The sequence below is a fragment of the Curtobacterium sp. PhB25 genome (assembly GCF_004365375.1).
In the GTDB taxonomy this organism is placed as follows: domain Bacteria; phylum Actinomycetota; class Actinomycetes; order Actinomycetales; family Microbacteriaceae; genus Curtobacterium.
The window spans coordinates 190,873-208,723 of sequence record NZ_SODR01000001.1 but is presented as its reverse complement, the minus strand read 5'-3'; the positions used below and the strand labels follow the sequence as shown (position 1 = coordinate 208,723).

14 protein-coding genes are annotated in these 17,851 nt (G+C 71.1%); 1 reads left to right on the top strand and 13 read right to left on the bottom strand.

Annotated features, from left to right (window positions below; all coding sequences use genetic code 11):
* Positions 1 to 106: 106 nt before the first annotated feature.
* On the top strand, positions 107 to 367 hold the full coding sequence (rpsT, locus tag EDF51_RS00910; protein WP_111085752.1) for a 30S ribosomal protein S20: 261 nt from the start codon (positions 107 to 109) through the stop codon (positions 365 to 367).
* A gap of 225 nt (positions 368 to 592) precedes the next feature.
* On the opposite strand, the gene holA is transcribed toward rpsT, so the two are convergent.
* The 13 genes from holA to EDF51_RS19745 form a co-directional block, all read right to left on the bottom strand.
* The gene (holA, locus tag EDF51_RS20225; RefSeq protein WP_243837072.1) at positions 593 to 1,552 is read right to left on the bottom strand and encodes a DNA polymerase III subunit delta; all 960 of its coding nucleotides are present in this window, start codon (positions 1,550 to 1,552) and stop codon (positions 593 to 595) included.
* Positions 1,437 to 4,064, bottom strand: a complete 2,628-nt coding sequence (locus EDF51_RS00900) for a ComEC/Rec2 family competence protein (RefSeq protein WP_134193540.1) — start codon at positions 4,062 to 4,064, stop codon at positions 1,437 to 1,439. The genes holA and EDF51_RS00900 overlap by 116 nt, the downstream gene beginning before the upstream one ends.
* Positions 4,065 to 4,067: 3 nt before the next feature.
* Entirely contained in the window at positions 4,068 to 4,784 is a 717-nt protein-coding gene (locus EDF51_RS00895) for a helix-hairpin-helix domain-containing protein (protein WP_243833980.1), read from the bottom strand.
* A gap of 211 nt (positions 4,785 to 4,995) precedes the next feature.
* A complete protein-coding gene (gene leuS, locus EDF51_RS00890) occupies positions 4,996 to 7,536 on the bottom strand; it encodes a leucine--tRNA ligase (RefSeq protein ID WP_131846233.1) in 2,541 nt (846 codons plus the stop codon).
* 50 nt (positions 7,537 to 7,586) lie between these two features.
* Positions 7,587 to 9,275, bottom strand: coding sequence for a thiol reductant ABC exporter subunit CydC (gene cydC, locus EDF51_RS00885; RefSeq protein ID WP_131878950.1), 1,689 nt, complete (start codon positions 9,273 to 9,275; stop codon positions 7,587 to 7,589).
* On the bottom strand, positions 9,272 to 10,930 hold the full coding sequence (gene cydD, locus EDF51_RS00880; RefSeq protein WP_131878952.1) for a thiol reductant ABC exporter subunit CydD: 1,659 nt from the start codon (positions 10,928 to 10,930) through the stop codon (positions 9,272 to 9,274). Before cydD ends, cydC begins: the two co-directional genes overlap by 4 nt.
* A 10-nt stretch (positions 10,931 to 10,940) precedes the next feature.
* Positions 10,941 to 11,945 carry a cytochrome d ubiquinol oxidase subunit II gene (gene cydB / locus EDF51_RS00875; protein WP_123340389.1) on the bottom strand — a complete coding sequence of 335 codons (1,005 nt, stop codon included), beginning with the start codon at positions 11,943 to 11,945 and terminating at the stop codon, positions 10,941 to 10,943.
* A gap of 1 nt (position 11,946) precedes the next feature.
* On the bottom strand, positions 11,947 to 13,359 hold the full coding sequence (locus tag EDF51_RS00870; RefSeq protein WP_123292497.1) for a cytochrome ubiquinol oxidase subunit I: 1,413 nt from the start codon (positions 13,357 to 13,359) through the stop codon (positions 11,947 to 11,949).
* Between the two features lie 274 nt (positions 13,360 to 13,633).
* A complete protein-coding gene (locus EDF51_RS00865; RefSeq protein ID WP_123340387.1) occupies positions 13,634 to 14,554 on the bottom strand; it encodes an ABC transporter substrate-binding protein in 921 nt (306 codons plus the stop codon).
* The gene (locus tag EDF51_RS00860) at positions 14,551 to 15,279 is read right to left on the bottom strand and encodes an ABC transporter permease (protein WP_111085762.1); all 729 of its coding nucleotides are present in this window, start codon (positions 15,277 to 15,279) and stop codon (positions 14,551 to 14,553) included. The genes EDF51_RS00865 and EDF51_RS00860 overlap by 4 nt, the downstream gene beginning before the upstream one ends.
* The gene (locus tag EDF51_RS00855) at positions 15,276 to 15,992 is read right to left on the bottom strand and encodes an ABC transporter permease subunit (RefSeq protein ID WP_123292494.1); all 717 of its coding nucleotides are present in this window, start codon (positions 15,990 to 15,992) and stop codon (positions 15,276 to 15,278) included. The genes EDF51_RS00860 and EDF51_RS00855 overlap by 4 nt, the downstream gene beginning before the upstream one ends.
* On the bottom strand, positions 15,989 to 16,912 hold the full coding sequence (locus tag EDF51_RS00850; protein ID WP_134193538.1) for an ATP-binding cassette domain-containing protein: 924 nt from the start codon (positions 16,910 to 16,912) through the stop codon (positions 15,989 to 15,991). The genes EDF51_RS00855 and EDF51_RS00850 overlap by 4 nt, the downstream gene beginning before the upstream one ends.
* A gap of 215 nt (positions 16,913 to 17,127) precedes the next feature.
* Positions 17,128 to 17,775: a TetR/AcrR family transcriptional regulator gene (locus EDF51_RS19745; protein WP_185003108.1), complete on the bottom strand. Its 648-nt coding sequence runs from the start codon at positions 17,773 to 17,775 to the stop codon at positions 17,128 to 17,130.
* Positions 17,776 to 17,851 lie beyond the last annotated feature (76 nt).

Here is a 17,851-nt window from a genome sequence, read left to right as displayed (position 1 = left end):
GTGGCTGGCTTGCGCGTTCCCCGCCCACGGGTGGAACGCGATGCGACCGAGGGCCCCTCTACCCCGCGGTCGCGCCCACCCGTACGAGACGAAGCAGGAGCTACACATGGCGAACATCAAGTCGCAGATCAAGCGAATCAAGACCAACCTCAAGGCCACCGAGCGCAACAAGGCCTACAAGTCGGAGCTGAAGACGTTCATCCGTCACACCAACGACGCCGTTGCCGCTGGCGACAAGGACAAGGCCGTTGCCGCTCTGGCCACCGCGTCGAAGAAGCTCGACAAGGCCGTGAGCAAGGGTGTCATCCACCGCAACCAGGCCGCGAACCGCAAGTCGGCCATCGCGAAGAAGGTTGCGTCGCTCTGATCTCCTGAGCGCTGCACGAAGGCCCCGCACCGAACGGTGTGGGGCCTTCGTCATGTGCGGGGTGTGTTGGGCGTGGGCGGTGGGCGTCTGGGTGGTGGCGGCGGCGAGCCGCACGCTTCGTGAGCAGAAATGGTCGAGTGCCGGTCGGCACTCGACCATTTCTGCTCACCAAGTGCGCGGGTGTGGGCGCGACGAGCGCGCGACGACCGGGAGGCGCGGGTCGCCTCAGCGCGCCTCGCCGCGTCGGGCGATGGTGCGGACCATGACCTCGAGTGCGTAGTGCGCGTCGCGCGAGCCGCCCTTCACCGCGGTGTCCGCCTCGGCGATGCTCGTGATCGCGTTCGCCAGACCGGTCTCACTCCACGAGGCGACGTCACGCTGCGCGCGCTGCACCTGCCACGGAGCCATGCCGAGCGCCGACGCCGCCTGACCGCTCGGCCCGCGGAACGCGCTGACCTTCGCCATCGTGCGGATCTTGCTCGCGAACGCCGCGACGATCGGCACCGGTGCTTCGCCCGTCGCCAGCGCGTGCCGCAACTCGACGATCGCCGGAGCGGACCGTCCGGCCAGGGCGATGTCGGCCACCTTGAACGCGTTCGTCTCGACGCGGCCGCCGTAGTACTTGTCGACGACCTTGTCGGTGATCTCCTGCGCTTCGTCCGCCAGGAGCTGGCGGCACGCGGCGGCGAGCTCGGCCAGGTCGTCCGCGAAGGCGACCACGAGGGTGCGGACCGCCGACGGCGCGATCTTGCGTCGGGCGGCGCGGAACTCGGCGTTGACGAAGTCGATGCGGTCGGTCTCGCGCTTGAGTTCGTCGCACAGGACCTCGACCCCGCCGCCGACCCCGCTGCGGATCGTGTCGAGCAGCTTCTTGCCACGCACCCCGCCGCCGTGCCGGAGCACCAGGGTGACGTCGTCGGCCGGGGCCTGCAGGTACGAGATGGTCTCGGTGATGAAGGCGTCGGTGCACTTCTCGACGTTGGTGACCCGCACGAGTCGCGGCTCGCCGAACAACGACGGGCTGGCGAGGGTCGCGAGCAGCCCGGGAGCGTACTGGTCGGCCTCGAGGTCATGCACCTCGAGCGCCGGGTCCTCGCCCACGAGCAGGTCTTTGAGCACACTGCTCGCCCGGTCGGCCAGGAACGCCTCGGGCCCGGTGACGAGCACGACCGGGGCCGGGCGGATCCCCGACCAGGGGACCTGGTCGATCTTCGCTGCGGCGCGCGCGGGCTTCTTGGCGGGCATGCGGTCCTTCCGGTGGTGCCGACCCGGACGGTGCCGGTGCGACGAGTGCTCCGACGATCCTACGGGCGGCCACCGACGGCGTGTGCTCCGTCCACACCCGCAGGTCGTCCGCACCCGTCCGACCCACCACGACGGTGCCGAGTTCGTCGGTCCGGTAGGTGGCGGTCCCCGACGATGCGAGCGTCGACAGCGCCGACCGTGTCGGGTGGCCGTAGGTGTTGTCCGCGCCGACGCCGACGAGTCCGACGCGGGCCGCGAGCTGCCGGTACAGCAGCGGGTCCTGGTCGGCCGAACCGTGGTGCGAGACCTTCACGACGTCGACGGCGCCGTCGGGGAGCGCACTGCCGGAGCGGACCCGACGCTGCGCGGTCTCCCCCAGGTCGCCGAGGAACACCCCGGACAGGCACGTGGGGCAGTCGCCGCCCGGCAGCGGTTCGGTCACGAGCACGATGCTCGCGTCGTTGCCGGCGTCCGGGCTGCCCGCCCGCGGCCACACCACGCGCCAACCGAGCGGCCCGAGCACACCGGACACCCGGTCGTCGGCCTGCCGGACGTCGACGCCGCCGCGCTGCAGGTCCTGCACGACGCGGCTGTCCGACGCACGGCCGACGGGTCCGACGAGCGCCGTGTCGACGATGCCCGCGACCTCGTCGACCGCCCCGACGTGGTCGCGGTCGAAGTGCGTGAGGACGAGCAGGTCGATCCGGCGGACCCGCAGCAGGTCGAGGCAGGCCCGGAGGCGGTCCGGGTCGTCCCCGGTGTCGATCAGTGCCGTGCTGTCGCCGCCACGGACCAGCACGGCGTCACCCTGTCCGACGTCGCACGCCGCGACCGCCCAGTCGCGCGGGACGGTACCGCGCACGACCAGCACGGGTACCGCGACGGCGGCGACACCGACCACGACGACGACTCCCGCGACGAGCAGCAGGCGGCTCCGCACCATCGGAGTGCTCAGCACGGCGACCGCGAGGCACGCGCTGACGACCACGGCGCCGACCACCCCGACGGTCCCACCCGGCCACGGCGCCGACGCGTACGGCAGCAGCGCTGCGCCGTGGGCGATGCCGCCGACCGCCGACGCGGGGGCCCAGGCGACGGCTGCCAGCACCGACCCACCCCACGGCCAGACCGGCGCGAGCAGACACACACCGAGGCCGACGACGGTGACGATCGGTGCCAGGGGCTCGGCGAGCAGGTTCGCCGGCACCGCGTAGGTCGGCAGCGCCGCGGACAGCGGGATCGTCACGGGCCAGCAGGCGACCTGCGCCGCTACCGGCACGGCGAGGGCAGCGGCCGCCGGGTTCCACAGCCGTCGGGCGAGGAGCGTGGTGAGCGGTGGTCCGAGCACCACGATGCCGGTCGTGGCGAGCACCGACAGCGCGAACCCGAACGACTGCGCGAACCAGGGGTCGACCACCAGCATGCCGATCGCGGCCAGGGCGATGAGGGGCACGCCACGCACGGGGCGGCCGGACAGGTGCACGACCAGCACGACGACCGCCATCACCGTGGCCCGGACGATCGACGGGTCTGGCCGTACGAGCACCACGAACGCGAGCAGCACGGCGACGGCCGACGCCGCCCGGAGCCCCCGAGGCACCCCGCAGAGTCGCCCGACCACCACGACGAGGCCGACGATCACCGCGCAGTTCGCCCCGGACACCGCGGTCAGGTGGGTCAGCGCCGAGGTCTCCATCGCTGCCTCGGTCGCGGCGTCGAGGCCGGACCGGTCGCCGATCGCCAGGCCTCGCAGGAGCGCGGCCCCGGGCTCGGGCAGGTCCGCCGTCGCACGGACGAAGGCCCGACGCGCGGTGTCGGTGGCTCCGAGCAGTCCCCCGGGTGGCTCAGTGGCGGGCACACCCCGGAGGAACAGCACGAACGCGGTCGCGGAACCGGGGAGGTCGGCCTCGATCGTCCCGGTGCCGGTCACCCGCGTGCCCGCGGCCAGCACGCGGTCGTCATCGTCACCCGGCGGGACGAGCGCACCGTCGCCCGGCGGGACGAGCCGGACCGGTACCCGGAGCGCACGCTCCGTGTCGGCACGCTCGAGCGTCGCGAGCACGGAGCGGTCACCCGGGCCCAGGTCGCGCGACAGGACTGCGTCGAACGAGACGGTGCCCGGTCCGGAGGCGAGTGCCCGGAGCACCTCCGGCGTCCGTCGGGTCTCCCCCACGGTGACCGACACCGCGAGCAACGCGGTCAGCGCCGCCGCGACGAGCACCGGGCCGGCACCGGCGGTCACGGTGCGGCAGCGACGGCCCGAGCGACGACGACCAGCGACGACCGCACGCCCTCCGGCGAGCACGGCCAGTACGGCCAGCACGGCGGCCACGATCCCGACCACCGGCGCTGCCGTCGGTCCCCCGACGAGCACGGTCGTCACGATCCAGGCGATCGCCACCGGCACCGCAACCCGCAGGTCCGTCGCACTGGGTCGCAGCTGCAGGGGCACGGCTCAGACCCGCACGCGGTCACGCAGCTCCGCGAACCGGACGTCGCCGATGCCGCTGACGTCGAGCAGGTCCTCGACCGCGGTGAACCGGCCGTGTTCGTCGCGCCAGGCGAGGATCCGGCCGGCCAAGCCCGGGCCGATGCCGGGCAGGGTCTCGAGCGCAGCCTGGTCGGCGCTGTTCAGGTCGACGACGGAGTCGGCGCCGGTTCCCGAGGCAGCCGCGGCACCCGTACTGCTGCCCCCGCTGCTGCCCGCCGCGGCCGCACCGCCGTCGACCGGATCGAGCGCCGCCGGCACCTCGTCCTCGCCCACGCGCGGCACGTACAGCCGCTCGCCGTCGGTCAGGACCCGTGCCAGGTTCAGTCGGTCGAGGTCCGCGTCCGCCGTCGCGCCGCCGGCCCGCTCGATCGCGTCGGTGACCCGGCTCGACGGCGGCAGGCGCACCACGCCGTCGCGCTCGACCGCCCCGAGCACGTGCACCACCACACGCGCCGCACCAGACCCAGCGGTCGGCACCCCGGCGGTGGGCGCACCAGCGGTCGGCACCCCGGCAGTCGGCGCGCCGGCGGTGGGCGCATTACTGACGACGACCCCGCCCGCGCCGGCACCACCACGCCCCGTCAGCGACCCGACCAGGACCACCACCAGCGCCACAGCCACGACGACCCCGGCCAGCACCACCGCGGCCCGCGGCGACAGCACCAGTCGCGACCAGGGCACGCGTCCCGATGCGGGCGCGCCGTCCACTGACCGAGGGTCCGGTGACGATGGCGACGACATGCCCCGAACGCTACGGAGCCCGGCCGATCGGCCGGGCTCCGGAATGCTGGTCTGTGGACAGGTGCGTCGGACGCCCACCCTGTGGACGGCCAGACGCCCACCCTGTGGACGGCCAGACGCCCACCCTGTGGACGGCCGCGCCGCCCGAGGACTACCCCTTGATGGCGATGTTCACGAGCTTCGGCGCCCGCACGATGACCTTCACGATCTCGCGGTCACCGATGTACCGCTGCACGTTCGCCGAGTTCCGCGCGAGTTCCTCGAGCTCGGACGGCTCGATCGACTTCGACACCTCGAACGAGTCGCGCACCTTGCCGTTGACCTGCACGACGGCGGTGAGGGTCTCCTGCACCAGCAGCGTCGGGTCGGCCTTCCGCCAACCGTGCAGCGCGACGGTGGCCTCGTACCCGAGCTGCTCCCACATCTCCTCGCCGGTGTACGGCGCGAACACGGCGAGGCCGAGCGTGACGGTCTCGACGGCTTCGCGCACGGCGGGGTCGGCGGCACCGGGGCCGCTGTCGATCGCCTTGCGGGTCACGTTGACCAGGTCCATGAGCCGCGCGATCACGACGTTGAACTTGAACGACTCCATCAGGCCCGGCGCATCGGCCAGGAACCGGTGCGTCACCTGGCGCAGGGCGCGGTCGCCCTCGGCCCAGACGACGTCGGGGGTCGACGTGACGTCGGTCGCCAAGCGGTAGGCGCGGGCCAGGAAGCGTGCCGAGGCGGACGGCGAGACGTCCTCCCAGTTGATGTCGTCCTCGGGCGGGCCGGCGAAGCCCATCACCAGGCGGATCGCGTCGACGCCGTTCGCGTCGAGCTCGTCACCGAGCGAGACGCCGCCCTTGGACTTCGACATCTTCGAGCCGCCGGACAGCACCATGCCCTGGTTGAGCAGTGCCGAGAACGGCTCGGTGAAGTCGAGGTAACCGAGGTCGAAGAGCACCTTGGTGACGAAGCGCGCGTACAGCAGGTGCAGGATCGCGTGCTCGATCCCGCCGATGTACTGGTCGACCGGCGCCCACTTGCGGGCGACCGCGGGGTCGAACGCCTGGGTGTCGTCGTTCGCCGCCAGGAAGCGCAGGAAGTACCACGACGAGTCGACGAAGGTGTCCATCGTGTCGGTGTCACGGAGCGCGGGCGTACCGTCGACGGGGTTCGGGACGTTGACCCAGTCGGTCGCTCCGCCGAGCGGCGAGGTGCCCTTGGGCTTGAGGTCGAGCCCCTCGGTGTCGGGCAGCCGCACCGGCAGCTGGTCGAGCGGCACGGGGTGCTCGCTGCCGTCGGCGCCGTGGATGATCGGGATCGGCGTGCCCCAGAAGCGCTGGCGCGAGATGAGCCAGTCGCGCAGGCGGTAGGTCTTGGCGGCGCGACCGGTCCCGCGCTCCTCGAGCAGGGAGATCGCGGCGGTGATCGCGTGCTGCTTCGACATGCCGTCGAGGGGGCCGGAGTTCATCATCCGGCCCTGACCCGTCAGTGCCTCGCCCGTGGTGGCGGGGTTGAGGTCGGGCAGCTCGGTGTCCTCGGTGATCACCGGGATCGCTCCGGTGACCGCGGCGTTGGTGTCGACGACGACCTTCACGGGCAGGTCGAACGCCCGGGCGAAGTCGAGGTCGCGCTGGTCGTGCGCCGGGACGGCCATGACGGCGCCGTGACCGTAGTCGGCCAGCACGTAGTCGGCGGCCCAGATGGGCAGGCGCTCCCCCGTCAGCGGGTGGATCGCGAAACGGCCGAGCGGCACACCGGTCTTCGGGCGGTCCGCGTTCTGCCGGTCGATCTCCGACGTCTTCTGGGTGGCGACGAGGTAGGCATCGAAGTCCGCACGGACGGAGGAGGACGCTGAAGCGACCAGCGACGCCGCCAGGTCCGAGTCCGGTGCGACGACGAGGAACGTCACGCCGTGGATCGTGTCGGGACGCGTCGTGAACACCGTGACGGGCTCGTCACGGCCCTCGATGACGAAGTCGACGTCGGCGCCGACCGACCGGCCGATCCAGTTGCGCTGCTGCGCGATGACCTTGGCGGGCCACCGTCCCTCGAGCTGGTTGAGGTCGTCGAGCAGGCGGTCGGCGTACTCCGTGATCTTGAAGTACCACTGCGTGAGCTTCTTCTTGACGACGACGGCGCCGGAGCGGTCCGAGGTGCCGTCGGGCAGGACCTGCTCGTTCGCGAGCACGGTCTGGTCCACCGGGTCCCAGTTGACCCAGCTGTCCTTGCGGTACGCCAGGCCCTTCTCGTACATCTTCAGGAACAGCCACTGGTTCCACTTGTAGTACTCGGGGTCCGAGGTGTGGATCTCGGTGCTCCAGTCGAACGACGGCGCGTAGCGCTTGAAGGACGCCTTCTGCTGCGCGATGTTCGCGTAGGTCCAGTCCTTCGGGTCCACCCCGCGCTTGATCGCGGCGTTCTCGGCGGGCAGACCGAAGGAGTCCCAGCCGATGGGGTGCAGGACGTTGAAGCCCTGCTGGCGCCAGTAGCGCGCCACGAAGTCGCCGAGGGCCCAGTTCTCGGCGTGCCCCATGTGGAGGTCGCCGGACGGGTACGGGAACATCTCGAGGATGTACTTGCGCGGACGCGTGTCGTCCAGGTCGGTGGTGAAGAGCCCGAGCTCTTCCCAGCGGGGCTGCCACTTCTCCTGGATACGACGGAAGTCGTAGGCGTTCGGGTCCTCGGCGTGCTGCTCGGTGGTCACGGACGTCAACGATACAAGCCGGGAGGCCCGTCCAGCGTCCGCCTGTCGGGTCATCCGACGAGCAGGCGGCCGGCGGCCATCCGCAGGGTGCGGTCGACCAGGTCCGCCCGGACCGGCACGTGCGACACGATCACGACCGTCCGTCCCGCTGCGCGCGCCGTCGTGACGAGGTCGTGCAGGACGGCGTCGCCGAGGTCCGGGTCGATGTCGGCCGTGGGTTCGTCGAGCACGAGCACCGGGAACGCGTGCAGGAGCGCGCGCGCCAGGGCGAGCCGGTGCGCCTGTCCGCCGGAGACGAGGCCACCGCGCTCCCCCACCGACGCATCGAGCCCGCCGCGACGTCCGACCCACTCGCCGAGGCCGACCCGGTCGAGCACGGCGAGCAGCTCGTCGTCGGTCGCGGTCTCGCGGGCGAACAGCAGGTTCTGTCGGACGGACTGGTCGAAGACGAACGGGTCCTGCTCGATGAGCCCGATGCGGGCACGGACGGCGTCGGGGTGCATGTCCTTCGCCGAGACCCCGTCGAGCGTGTACGAGCCCTGGTGGTCGACGAACCGGACGAGCGCGTCGACGAGGGTGGACTTCCCCGCGCCGCTCGGCCCTTCGAGCACGACGACCTCGCCGGGGTGCAGGTCGAGCGAGACCCCGTCGACCGCCGGCGTCGTGGCTCCGGGCCACTGCACGGTCAGGTCGCGCACCGCCACGGTGACCGGACCGGACACCGCCAGTTCGGCCGGGTCGGCGTCCTGCTCGGGTTCGGGCACGATGCCCGCGGGCACCCGTGCCGGGACGACCTGCTCGACCCGCTCGGCGGCGGCGCGCACCCGGCGCAGCGTGAGGACGGCGAGCGGGACCCCGCCGACGACCTCGAACAGGGCGAGCGGCACGAACACGGTCAGTGCCCAGAGCGGTCCGTCGAGCGCCCCGGACACCACGGCGGGTGCACCGACGGCCAGGATCCCGATGACCGCGCCGCCGCCGACCAGCCCGACCAGGGCACCGACGAGCGCCTCGACCGTGCCACGGCGGCGCACCGCACGGGTGACGCCGGCGTCGAGACGGGCGATGTGCGCCAGCCGCTCGTCGAGGGTGCCGTAGGCCGCGAACACGTCGAGCGTCCGCACGGTGTCGAGCACGAGGTCGGCGACCCGACCACGGTCCGCCGCGGTCTCACGGTCGGAGCGCTCGGCGATCGACCCCGTCACGACCGACCCGAGCAGCGCCGCGACCGCCAGGCCGAGCACGAGCACGAGGGCGGCCGGCACCGACACGATCGCCACCGCGACGACGGACAGCAGGGCGACGACCCCGGCGGACACCAGCGGCCCGACGACGCGGATGGGCAGGTCCTGCAGCCGGTCGGTGTCGGTGACCAGGCGGGTCATCAGGTCGCCACGGCCGGTGCTGCCGAGCCCTGCCGGTGCGACCGAGGCGAGCCGCCGGTACATCTCGGTGCGCACCACCGCGAGCTGCCGGAAGGACGCGTCGTGCCCGGCGAGCCGGTCGACGTAGCGCAGCGCCGCACGCCCGAGTGCGAACGCCCGCACGCCGACCATCACGAGGGTCAGGTAGAGGATCGGCGGGTGCTCCGCGGCACGGGTGATGAGGTAGCCGCTCGCGGCGAGGAGCGCCACGGCGCAGACCGCACTGAGCGCGCCGGCGGCGACCGCCTTCGCCCAACCCGACCCGTGGGGCATCGCGAGGCGCAGGACCGACGCGCCACGAGCCTCCCGGCTCATGCGCGCACCCCCGTCCGGACGGTGACCGACCCACCGGTGCCGATGTCGACCCGGACGTCGGCCGCGGCCACGACCGCCGGTCGGTGGCTGGCCACCACGACGACCGCGCCGTCGGCCGCCAGGCCGCGGATCGCGGCGACGACGTGGGCCTCGGCCTCGGCGTCGAGCGCCGACGTCGGTTCGTCGAGCAGGACCAACGGCGTGCCGACGCGGCGGGCGCGGTACAGCGCCCGCGCGACGGCGACGCGCTGCGCCTGGCCGCCGGACAGTCCGCTGCCGCCGGCGCCGATCGGGAGGCCCGGGTCGACCCCCAGCCCCGCGTCGCGCAACGCGGTCTGGACGTCCACGGCGTCGGGGGTCGCGCTGAGCGCGACGTTCTCGGCGACGGTCCCGCGCACGAGGCGGGGTCGCTGATCGGCCCAGGTGGTGCGGCCGGCGGCGGTCGTACCGGCGGCGCCCGGGACGACCACGGTGCCGTCGTGCGGCAGGACGCCGCGGAGTGCGGCGATGACGCTCGACTTGCCCGAGCCGCTCGGACCGGCGAGCACGACGACGGTGCCGGGGTCGGCGTGCAGGTCGAGCGGGCCGATCACCACGTCGGGCCGGCGGACGGTCAGACCGTGCACGGCCAGCGCCGCGGCAGCCGGAGCGGTCGCCGCGGGGTCCGTGTCGTGGTGCGGCGCGGGCTCCGTGTCGTCGTCGAGGACGTCGAGGACCGCTGCCGATGCCTCGACGCCGTCCTGGGCGGCGTGGAAGTCCGCGCCGACCTGGCGGATGGGGGCGAACGCCTCGGGGGCGAGCACCAGGACGAACATCGCGGCGCCGAGCCCGAGCGAGCCGTCGACCAGCCGGATGCCGATCGACACCGCGACGAGGGCGACGGACAGGCTCGCGGCGAGCTCGAGCGCGAACCCGCTGACGAACGACAGCCGGAGCACCCCGAGCGTGCCGCGACGGTACTCGTCCGTGACGGCGCCGATGCGGCCGACCTGGCGCCGGGCGCGACCGAACACCTTGAGGGTGGCCAGGCCCTCGACGGCCTCGAGGAAGGCACCGCCGAGCTTGGCGAGGGCATCGGACTGCTTCCGCTGCAACGACTGGGTCGCGAGTCCGATCAGGATCATGAACACCGGGATGACCGGCAGGGCGAACAGGATGATCAGCCCGCTCGTCAGGTCACCGAGGCCGATCGCGACCAGCAGCAGCGGTGTGGCGATCGCGGTGAGTGCGAGCTGCGGCAGGTAGCGACCGAAGTAGGCGTCGAGCGCGTCGAGGCCCGGCCCGAGGGTGGTGGCGAACCCCGCACTCGACCGGCCCGCCAGCCAGGACGGACCCCGCTCGGCGGCGCGGGCGAGCACCGTGGTGCGCATCTCGCTCTTCACCTTCGCCGCGGCGCGGGCGGCCAGGTCGTCGGTCGCCCAGGCCGCCACGGCACGGAGCACGAACGCGCCGCCCAGCAGCGCGAGCGCCTGCCCGAAGGCGCCCGGGACACTGCCGTCCTGGACCGCGTCGATGCCGAGGGTCACGGCGGCGGCGATCCCCCACGCGATCGCGATGGTCGCGACCGTGCGGAGGACGCCGGTGCCGGCGGCCGCGACGATGAAGCCGCGCGCCGTCCGCGACAGGCGCAGGAGTCGCGGGTCGAGCGGCTTCACCGTCGCCTGCCTAGTGCGCGGCCTGGGTGACCTGGGCCCGCGAGACACGCTTGCGGAACACCCAGTACGTCCAGGCCTGGTACGCGAACACGAGGGGCACGAAGATCAGCGCCACCCAGCTCATCACCGTCAGCGTGTACGAACCGCTCGAGGCGTTGTACACGTTCAGGCTGTTCGCCGGGTCGTTGGTGGCGGGCATGACGTCCGGGAAGATCGCCGTGAACATGGCGAGCACGATCGCGGCGATGGTGACGGCCATGAGCGTGAACGCCCGGCCCTCCTTGCCCCAGGCGTTGCACAGCACGGCCAGGACGAGCGCGAGTGCCGCGACCACCGAGAGCACGAGCGAGGCAGGGGTCGCCCGGACGAACGCCATCCAGACCAGGAACGCGGCACCGACGACGATCGTCAGGATGCCGGCCCGGGTCGCCAGGCGCTTCGCCCGCTCGCGGATCTCGCCCTCGGTCTTCAGCGCCACGAACACGACGCCGTGCGTGAAGAACACCAGCAGCGTCGCCACGCCGGTCAGGAGCGCGAACGGGTTGAGCAGGTCGAAGAGCGTGCCCGTGTAGTTGTGCCCGGAGTCCATCGGGATCCCGCGGACGACGTTGCCGAACGCGACGCCCCAGAGGAACGACGGCAGGGCAGAGCCGACGATGATCATCAGGTCGAAGCGACGCTTCCACTCGAGGTGCTTGTTCTGGTGGCGGTACTCGAACGAGACACCGCGCAGGATCAGCGCCGCGAGGATGAGCAGCAGCGCCAGGTAGAACCCGGAGAACATCGTCGCGTACCACTCGGGGAACGCCGCGAACAGGCAGGCGCCGGCGACGATGACCCACGTCTCGTTGAGGTCCCAGACCGGGCCGATCGTGTTGATGAGCACCCGACGGTCGGTGTCGTCCTTGCCCAGGAAGGGCAGGGACATGCCGACCCCGAAGTCGAAGCCGTCGAGGACGAAGTAGCCGACGAAGAACACGCCGACGATCGCGAACCAGAGGACAGGCAGATCCATCTCAGTACACCGTCACTTCGTGCTTGACCTCGCCGGTCTCCTCGTCGACCTCTGCCGGAGCGGCAGGGCCCTCTTGCGCGACCTTCTTGATGAGCTTGAACTCGACCACCGCCAGCGAGCCGTAGATCACGGTGAACACGACGAGCGAGATGAGGACCTCGAGCCCGGTCACGTTCGGCGAGACGCCGTCGCTGGTCTTGAGCAACCCGAACACGAGCCACGGCTGGCGACCCATCTCGGTGAAGATCCAGCCGACGATCATCGCGGCCATCGGGAGCGGGACGGTCCAGGTGGCGACGCGCCAGATCCAGCGCTTCGTCGGGAACCGGCCCTTGCGGGTCAGCCAGAGGCCGGCGAGCGACACCATGACCGCACCGACGCCGAGCGCGATCATCCAGCGGAACGACCAGTAGGTGACCCAGATGATCGGCTTGTAGTCGCCGGGCCCGTACACCTGGGTGTACTGCGCCTGCAGGTCGTTGATGCCCTCGACCGTGCCGTTGAAGGTGTGCGTGGACAGGAACGACAGCAGGTAGGGCACCCGGATCGAGAACAGTTCGTGCACGCCGTCGGGGGTGCCGAGCGTGAAGATCGAGAACGAGGCGTCCTTGCCGGTCGCCGTGTTGTAGAGCGCTTCGGCCGCGGCCATCTTCATCGGCTGGGTGTCGACCATGGTCAGGCCGAGCTGGTCGCCGGTGAGCACCGTCAGGGCCCCCGCAGCCACCATGGTCCACATGCCGAACTTGAGCGCCGGCATCATCGTCTCGAGGTTCTGGTTCCGCGCCAGGTGGTAGGCGGCGACCGAGATGATCACTGCTGCGGCGACCATGAAGCAGGCGAACAACGTGTGCGGGAAGGCGGCGAGGGCGACCTTGTTGCCGAGGACCGCCCAGATGTCGGTGAGCTCCGCGCGGCCCTTGGCCTCGTTCATCGAGAAGCCGACCGGGTGCTGCATGAACGCGTTCGCGGCGATGATGAAGTACGCCGACATGATCGTGCCGGCGCTGACGCACCAGATGCTCGCCAGGTGCAGTCCCTTCGGCAAGCGGTCCCAGCCGAAGATCCAGACGCCGATGAACGCGGCTTCGAAGAAGAAGGCCAGGATCCCCTCGAGCGCGAGCGGGGCGCCGAAGACGTCACCGACGAAGCGCGAGTAGTTCGACCAGTTCATGCCGAACTGGAACTCCTGCACGATGCCCGTCACGACGCCCATCGCGAAGTTGATCAGGAAGATGCGTCCGAAGAACCGGGTCAGCTGCAGGTAATGCGCGCGACCGGTCCGGTACCAGGCGGTCTGGAACACGGCCACCACGGCGGCCATGCCGATCGTCAGCGGGACGAAGAGGAAGTGGTAGATGGTCGTCAGACCGAACTGCCACCGCGACAGGATGAGCGGGTCGAGGAGGTCGGTCATGCGGCACTTCCCAGTCGGGTCGCCGCGCGCAGTCGGTGCACGTCAGTGTCTTCCTGTGGAACGGATACATCAGATGTCACAGCCGTTGGGACTCTTCAACGGTACCGCGTCACCACCGACTTCGACAACTTGTAGAAATGTTCCCTGCACGAACGTGCAAGGGTGCTGCACGGCACAACCGTGCGGCACGGATGTGCCGATCCCCGCTCCGCCGAACGACGACAGGCGCCGGGCAGTTGCCCGACGCCTGTCGTCTAACGCACGAGGACTGCTGTTACAGCAGGCCCTCGTCGGTCAGGAACTCCTTGGCGATGGTGGACGCCTTCTCCTTGTCCGCCGTGCTCTTGGTGTTGAGCTCGATCAGGGCCTCGGGCGTCAGCTTCTCGTTGACCGAGTCGATCGCGTCCGCGGCCTTGTCGTTCACCTTGTCGGAGACGACGGGGATGACGTTCTGCGGCAGGATCAGGTTCTCCGGGTCCTCGAGCGTGACGAAGTCGTTCGCCTTGATGCTCGGGTCGGCGCTGTAGATGTCGGCGAGCTGGACGGTGCCGTCCTTCAGCGCCTTGACCGTCAGGGCTCCGCCGGAGTCCTCGACCGCCTTGAAGTCGACGTCGACGCCGTAGACCGACTTCAGGCCCTTCGGACCGTACGGACGGGTCTGGAACTCGGAGTTCGCGCCGACGGTGAGCTTCGACGTGACGTCCTTCAGGTCGGCCAGGCTCGTCACGTCGTTGTCCTCGGAGAACTTCTTCGTGACGGTGTAGCTGTCCTGGTCGGTCGCCTCGGCCTCGTCGAGGACCCGGAGGCCCTTCGGCAGCGCCGTCTCGAGGCCGTCGTCGATCTGGTCGGCGGTCTTCGCCGTGGAGTCCTTGTCGAAGTACTGCAGCAGGTTGCCGCTGTACTCGGGCATGACGTCGATCGCGCCCTTCTCGAGCTGCGGGATGTAGACCTCGCGCTGCCCGATGTTGAAGTTGCGCTTGACCTCGAAGCCGTTCTTCTCGAGGACCTGTGCGTACAGCTCGGCGATGATCTCGTTCGAGTAGTACTGCTGCGAGCCGACGACGATCGTCTTGGAGTCGGACGACGCGCTGGAGCCGCTGTCGAGCGGGTCGCTCGACGCGCAGCCGGTCAGGGCGGCGGCGACGCCCAGTGCGAGCGCTGCTGCGACGCCCGCACGGATCTTTGCTGTGATCACGATGGATTTCCTTCCGGGATGGGATTGCGGGCTCGCTCGCGCGATCCCTGGCGCTGCCGGGCCGACGGGTCGGCGGTGCCCTTGGGCACCGACGCCCGCTGCAGCACGGCGAACACGATCTCGAACGCGATCGCGAGTGCGATCACGAGGATGGAGGCGCCGAGCATCTCGGCGTAGTCCTGGGTCTTCAGACCGAGGAAGAAGTAGCCGCCGAGGCCGCCGGCACCGACGTACGCGGCGAGCGTCGCCGTGGCCACGACCTGCAGCACGGCTGCGCGGAAGCCGCCGATCAGCAGGGGCAGGCCGAGCGGGACCTCGACCTTCCACAGGATCTGCCACCCCGTCATGCCCTGGGCCTTGGCGGCGTCGACGGTGACGGGTTCGACCGACTCGATGCCCGAGTACGCACCGGCCAGCACCGAGGGGATGGCGAGCACGACGAGCGCCAGGAGCGGAGCCTGCAGGCCGATGCCGAGCAGGAGCCCGAACAGGGAGAGCACGCCGAGCGTCGGCAGTGCGCGGATCCCGCCGGACACGGCGATCGAGAAGCCCCGTGCGCGGCGCGTGTGGCCGATGGCGTACCCGATCGGCACGGCGATCACCGAGGCGATCACCACGGCGAGCAGCGTGATCCAGATGTGCTCCCAGAGGCGGCCGGGGATCGCGTTGTACCCGGAGTAGTTGGTGGGGTCGAAGACCCAGGCGAAGGCCTGTCCGATGATCACGAGGCGACCTCCGCTGCTTGCAGGACACGGCGGGTCCGGCGACGCGACACCGAGGTCGTCCGGGTCCACGGCATGACGATCCGGCCGAGCAGCACCAGGATCCCGTCGAGCACGAACGCCAGGACGAGGACCATGACGATGCCGGAGATGATCTCCTCGTAGATCCCGCGCCCGAGGCCGTCCGTGAACAGCGACCCGAGGCTCTGGATGCCGAGGACGGCGCCGACGGTGGTCAGCGAGATCGTGGACACCGAGACCACCCGCAGCCCGGCGAGCAGCACCGGCCCGGCCAGCGGCAGTTCGACGCGGAAGAACCGCTGCGCCGACGAGTAGCCCATCGCGGTCGAGGCCGACTTCGTCCCCGAGTCCACCGAGGTGAGCCCGTCGACGGTCGACCGGACCATGAGCGCGAGGCCGTACAGGGTCAACCCGATCACGACGTTGACCGGGCTCTGCAGCCCGGTGCCGATGATGCCCGGCAGCGCCACGAACAACGCCAGGGACGGGATCGCGTAGAGCAGCCCGGCGAACGTCACGATGCCGCTGCCGACACCCGAGGCGAACCGCGATCCACCGGGGCGCTGGAGGCGGACGACGAGCCAGCCGATGGGGATGGACAGCAGGAACGCGATGATGATCGGCGGGATGGCGATGGCCAGGTGCGCGACCGTGGCGTCACGGATCGTGTCCAGGTTTGCGAGGACCCACTTCACCGCGTGCCCTCACCCTGCGCCGGAGCACCCGGGGCGTCGTGCGACGCTCCGGCCTGGTTCGATGCGGGGTCGGCCTGCACCGCTGCGGCGGCGTCGACGACGTTGACCGGTCCGGTGAGGACACCGGCTGCACGCCCGTCGCCGTCCACGACGATGGGGCCCGTGGGGGTGTGCTCGACGCGCAGCGACCGACGCCCGCGGCCGACGCCGATGAAGTTCGCGACGAAGTCGTCCGCCGGCTCGGCCAGGATCTCGGACGGCGTGCCCTGCTGGGCGATCTCGCCGCCCTTCTTCAGGATGACGACCTGGTCGCCGAGCTTGAACGCCTCGTCGATGTCGTGCGTCACGAACACGACCGTCTTGCCGAGTTCACGCTGCAGGCGGATGAGCTCGTCCTGCAGGTCGTTGCGGACCAGCGGGTCGACGGCACCGAAGGGCTCGTCCATGAGCAGGATGTTCGGGTCGACGGCGAGGCCGCGGGCCACACCGACGCGCTGCTGCTGCCCGCCGGACAGCTGGGACGGGTACCGGTCGGCGAACGCCCGGTCGAGTCCCACGGTGTCCATGAGCTCGAGCGCACGCGTGCGGGCGTCGGCCTTCGACACCCCGGTGAGCAGGGGCACGGTCGCGATGTTGTCGACGACCTTGCGGTGCGGCAGCAGACCGGAGTTCTGCATGACGTACCCGATGCTCCGCCGGAGCTTCACGGGGTCGACGCCGGAGACGTCGGATCCGTCGATCTGCACGGAACCCGAGGTGGGGTCGACCATGCGGTTGATCATCCGGAGCAGCGTCGTCTTGCCGCAGCCGCTGGAGCCGACGAAGACGGTGGTGGTCCGGGACGGGATCACGAGGTCGAAGTCGTCGACCGCGGTGGTGCCGTCCGGGTAGGTCTTTCGTACCGAGCGGAACTCGATCATGGGTGCCCTTCTGTTCGGAGGTAGCCCGACTCCGGATGAGAGTACCCGTCGGGTCCGACAGCGGTTCACCCGTTCCGGCACGCGGCGCGTCCCGGACAGGTGCGCACCGCCGTGGACCGGACCGAGCGCACGACGGAACCAGCGCGGACGACGACGCCCGCGCCCCCTGTTCGGAAGCACGGGCATCGTCGGATGGGTGCGGGACCCAGCGGCGGTCAGCCGGCGGCGACCACGGACTCCATGTGGGCACGGCTCATCGTGCGGTACTCGGCGATGAGCGCCGTGTCGGGGTGCTCGCGGTCGCGGTGGGCCCGCGCCAGCACGGCGTGGCCGGACTCGGCCAGCACCACCCAGGCACGTGCGATGCGCTCGTTGTCGGGCAGCCCGAAGCGGTCGCGCATGATCTGCCCGACGGCGGCGCCGAGCGCCCCCATGCGGTCCTCGGCGTCACCGGTGCCGGTGTCCGCGGTGTCGCCGAAGCGGATCGCGCGGAAGCCGGGCTCGGTGCGGTACAGCTCGGCGGTCTCGTCGATCAGCGCGTCGCAGGCCTGCTGCCAGGTCTCCGCGCCGCTCGCGTCGAGCGCCGCGACGAAGCGCGCTGCGAGCCGCTGCGTGCAGCGGATGGCGAGGGCGTCGACCACGGCGATGCGGTCCGGGAAGTAGCGGTAGACGGTGCCGATGGACGCTCCGGCCCGCTCGGCGACCATCGCGGTCGTGAGTCGCTCGAACCCGATCTCGTCGATCACCGCGGCAGCAGCGTCGAGCAGACCCGCGAGGCGCGCCGAACTGCGGGCTTGGACCGGCTCGTTCCTGAGCAGTGATGATCCCCCCGGCAGAGCGTTCGTTACCTCGGTGACGAGCACGTGTTCTCCTCTTGCGCTCCAGCGCGGTTCGTTGGTGTGACGAGGACGATTTTCGCAGAGACCGGCTGGAACATGG